Origin of the sequence: Dietzia sp. B19 (assembly GCF_014145155.1) — a bacterium.
Lineage (GTDB): Bacteria > Actinomycetota > Actinomycetes > Mycobacteriales > Mycobacteriaceae > Dietzia > Dietzia natronolimnaea.
In genome coordinates, this window is record NZ_JAALED010000238.1 from 1 (window position 1) to 4,199 (window position 4,199).

Here is a 4,199-nt window from a genome sequence, read left to right on the forward strand (position 1 = left end):
CGCGGGCCCGCGAGCGCGTCGTCAGACGCGGGCCCGGGAGCGCGCGGGCGGCTCGTCGAGGTGCACCGAATACCTGCGCACCAGCGCCCGCCACACCAGCGGCCCGACCGTCACCAGCACCAGCGCGATGGCGCCGATCAGTGCAGGCGAGGCCCCGAGCATCGCCGAGGCGGTGACCGCCAACACGATGGTGATGCCCCGCCGGATCAGTCCCTGCGGCACCCGTCCGGCGAACTTCGACCCGACGTACGTCCCGATCGCCCCGCCGATCAGCAGGGGCACCAGAAGGTTCCAGTCGACGCCGGTCACCATCACGTGGCCGATCGCCGCCGCGATCACCAGCGGGACCGCCTGCACGAGGTCGGTGCCCACCAGCCGCAGCGCGGCCAGGGTCGGGTACAGCAGCATGATGCACATCATGATGACCGTGCCGGAACCCACCGAGGTGATGCCCACCATCAGCCCGCCGATGACTCCGACCAGCAGGGTGATCAGCGGCTTGACGGGCGGGTTGGGGTCGCTGCCCGTACGGATCTTGCCGGCCATCTCGAAGAAGGCGCGCAGGAAATAGGCGGAGGACGCCACGATGAGCGTGCCGCCGATGGCCTTCTTCAGCAGCCCCTGGACGTCGTCGGCTCCCACCGCGTGCACCAGCCAGGCCCCCAGATACGCCGTCGGGACCGAACCCAGGATCAGCCAGAACGCGATCTTCAGGTTGGGTTTGCCGTGCTTCCAGTGCACGCCGGCCCCGATGACCTTGTTCACCGCGTTGACCACCAGATCGTTGGCCACGGCGGCGGTGGGCGGGATCCCCACGAGGATGAGCGCGGGCGTCATCAACGCCCCGCCGCCCATCCCCGTCAGACCTATGACCACGCCGATCACCGCGCTGACGACCAGCAGACCCAGCGAGTCGTAGGTCCAGAGCGCCTCCGGCACCGGGTCAGACCCCGAGGATCGAGCTGACGATCCGCTGAGCCACCTCTTCCGCGGTGCCGTCCTCCGGCCGGATGTGCAGGTCGGGGGTCAGCGGCGGCTCGTATGGCGCGGACACGCCGGTGAACTCGGGGATCTCTCCCGCCCGCGCCTTGGCGTAGAGCCCCTTGGGGTCACGTGCTTCGCACTCGGCCAACGGGGTGTCCACGAACACCTCGGTGAAGGGCAGGTCGGCCGCGGCGTGGACGCTGCGTGCCTTGTCGCGGTCGGCGCGCATCGGGGAGATGAGGGAACAGATGACGACGACGCCGGCGTCGGCGAACAGCGCCGCCACCTCCGCGGTGCGGCGGATGTTCTCCGCCCGGTCGGAGGCCGAGAACCCGAGGTCGGCGTTGAGGCCGTGCCGCAGATTGTCGCCGTCGAGGATGTAGGCGGGGTGCCCGGACTCGATGAGCAGCCGCTCCACCTCGGAGGCGACCGTGGACTTGCCCGAGCCCGACAGGCCCGTGAGCCACAGCGTGCGACCCTGCCCGCGGTCTCCGCGCTGGACGGCGCCGGCGTGCCACACCACGTTGGAACCGGTGGTGGCGGGGCCGATGATCATGCCCGCGCCCACGGTGTTGCCGGTGAGCTCGTCCACGAGGATGAACGCGCCGGTGTCGCGGTTACGGCGGTACGGGTCGTACATCAGCGGGGTCTGCGTGCGCAGGCCGATGCGGCCGATCTCGTTGAGCCCCAGCTCGGTGGAGTCGGGGTCGCGGTGCAGGGTGTTGATGTCGAGCCGGTACTCCAGGCCCGTGACGATCGCCTTGGTGTCGCGGGTGGTGTGCTTGACGACGTACCGCTTGTTGGGCGTGAGCGTGGAGTCGTCGGCGAACCAGCAGACCATGGCCTCCAGCTCCGTGCCCTGGTGCGGGCGGTTGCCGGGTCGGGCGATCATCTCACCGCGGACGATGTCGATCTCGTCGTTGAGTGCGATGGTCACCGCGGCCGGTGCCGCCGCCTCGTCCAGTTCCGCGCCGCCCGGGCCCCAGATGGCCTTGATGGTGGACTGCCGACCGGACGGCATGACCACCACCTCGTCGTCGACCTTCATGATGCCCCCGGCGACCGTGCCGGCGAAGGACCGGTGGTCCAGGCCGTCGGCGCGCTGGGGGCGGATCACGTACTGCACCGGGAACCGGACGTCGGTCAGGTTGCGGTCCGAGGCGATGTGCACGTTCTCGAGATGGTCGAGCAGGGCCGGCCCCGTGTACCAGGGCATCGAATCGGTGCGGTCGACCACGTTGTCGCCCTTGAGCGCGGACAGCGGCACGAACGTCACGTCGTGGACCTCGAGCTTGGCGGCGAAGTCGGTGAACTCGGAGCGGATGGCCTCGTAGGTGGCCTCGTCGTAGTCGACCAGGTCCATCTTGTTGACGGCCACGACCAGGCGCGGGATGCCCAGCAGCGCGGAGAGGAACGCGTGCCGGCGCGTCTGCTCCAGCACCCCCTTGCGGGCGTCGACCAGGATGATCGCCACGTCGGCCGTCGAGGCGCCCGTGACCATGTTGCGCGTGTACTGCACGTGGCCCGGGGTGTCGGCGATGATGAACTTGCGGCGCGGGCTCGAGAAGTAGCGGTAGGCCACGTCGATCGTGATGCCCTGCTCGCGCTCGGAGCGCAGCCCGTCGGTGAGCAGCGCGAGGTCGGTGTACTCGTCACCGCGCTTGGCCGAGGTGGCCTCGATCGAGGCGAGCTGGTCCTCGAATATCCCCTTGGAGTCGTAGAGCAGGCGCCCGATGAGGGTCGACTTGCCGTCGTCGACCGACCCCGCCGTGGCGATGCGCAGCAACTGGGCGTGTTCGGACATGGTGCTCAACTGCTCCGGGGTGAGAGTCGAGGCGGTGGCGAGCGTCGGCCCGCTGGTCGCGGACGATGCCGTGGTGGCGGAGCTCATCAGAAGTAGCCTTCCTTCTTGCGGTCTTCCATGCCGGCCTCGGAGATCCGGTCGTCGGCACGGGTGGCGCCGCGCTCGGTGACGCGGGTCCCCGCGACCTCGGCCACGACGGCGGCGTTGTCGGCGGCGTCGGACTCCACACACCCGGTGCAGGTGGCGTCGCCGACGGTGCGGAAACGGACGAGCTCGGTGCGCGCCTCCTCGCCCGGGAGGGTCTCGAGGAACCGCGTCTTGGCCAGGAGCATCCCGTCGCGCTCGATCACCTCGCGCTGGTGCGCGTAGTAGATCGGCGGCAGGTCGATGTCCTCCCGCTCGATGTACTGCCAGATGTCCAGCTCGGTCCAGTTGGACAGCGGGAACACCCGGATGTGCTCGCCCTTGCGGTGGTTGCCGTTGTACAGCTTCCACAGCTCGGGGCGCTGTGCGCGCGGGTCCCAGGCGCCGAACGCGTCACGGAAGGAGAAGACGCGCTCCTTGGCGCGGGCCTTCTCCTCGTCGCGGCGGGCGCCGCCGAACACGGCGTCGAAGCGGTTCTCCTGGATGCCGCGCAGCAGGGCGGCGGTCTGGAGTCGGTTACGGCTGGTGCCGACGCCCGTCTCCTCGACCACGCGGCCGGCGTCGATGTCGTCCTGGACGTACGACACGAGCAGCTGGACCCCGGTCTCCTCGACCACCCGGTCCCGGTACTCGATGACCTCGTCGAAGTTGTGACCGGTGTCGACGTGCATGAGCGGGAACGGCATGGGCGCGGGCCAGAACGCCTTGCGCGCCAGGTGGAACATCACCACGGAGTCCTTGCCGCCGGAGAACAGCATCCCCGGACGTTCGAACTGCGCGGCTACCTCGCGGAAGATGTGGACGGACTCGGCCTCGAGTGCGTCGAGGTGCGAGAGCGTCACCGCCGTCCTCGCTGTCATGCGACCTCCAATGTCGTGGGCTCGTCCGGCGTGACCGGACAGCAGACCGCAGACAGGTCTGTCTGCGGTCCGGCTCGGAGACCATCGTGCTCCCCGAGCGGCCCGATTTACATCTCGGAGACGGCAATCCCGGGCAGATCGTCCGCATGTCGACATAGGCTGTCGGATATGCGACACGAACCCACCCACCGTGTACTCTCCGTGATCGAGGCGCTGTCGATCGAGGGCCCGCCGTTGCCCCTCGCCGAGATCGCCCGGGCCACCGGGGCCAGTCGCTCGACCCTGCACGCCGTGCTCGCCGAGATGCAGGACGAGCAGTGGGCCGAGAAGCTCGAGGGCGGGTGGCGCGCCGGGCCCCGGATGCGCTCGGTCGCCGCGTCGCTGTCCGCCGAGGTCGACCTGGCCCG

General features: G+C 69.7%; 4 protein-coding genes. 1 reads left to right on the plus strand and 3 read right to left on the minus strand.

From position 1 onward, the window contains the following. Positions 1 to 21 precede the first annotated feature (21 nt). From G6020_RS07810 to cysD, 3 genes are all read right to left on the minus strand, one after another. A complete protein-coding gene (locus tag G6020_RS07810) occupies positions 22 to 939 on the minus strand; it encodes a sulfite exporter TauE/SafE family protein (RefSeq protein WP_179523230.1) in 918 nt (305 codons plus the stop codon). Positions 940 to 943: 4 nt separating this feature from the next. Next, a complete protein-coding gene (gene cysC / locus G6020_RS07815) occupies positions 944 to 2,788 on the minus strand; it encodes an adenylyl-sulfate kinase (RefSeq protein WP_179525976.1) in 1,845 nt (614 codons plus the stop codon). 86 nt (positions 2,789 to 2,874) lie between these two features. Beyond that, positions 2,875 to 3,792, minus strand: a complete 918-nt coding sequence (gene cysD, locus G6020_RS07820; RefSeq protein WP_095718176.1) for a sulfate adenylyltransferase subunit CysD — start codon at positions 3,790 to 3,792, stop codon at positions 2,875 to 2,877. A 168-nt stretch (positions 3,793 to 3,960) separates the two neighbouring features. Here cysD and G6020_RS07825 point away from each other — a divergent pair. Continuing rightward, positions 3,961 to 4,199 (plus strand): helix-turn-helix domain-containing protein (locus tag G6020_RS07825; RefSeq protein WP_182610238.1); only part of this gene is annotated, 239 nt, incomplete at its 3' end.

Excerpts from the sequence above, each read along its gene's own strand:
- cysD (WP_095718176.1), bottom strand. The coding sequence starts at position 3,792 with ATGACAGCGAGGACGGCGGTGACGCTCTCGCACCTCGACGCACTCGAG.
- cysC (WP_179525976.1), bottom strand. The coding sequence starts at position 2,788 with ATGTCCGAACACGCCCAGTTGCTGCGCATCGCCACGGCGGGGTCGGTC.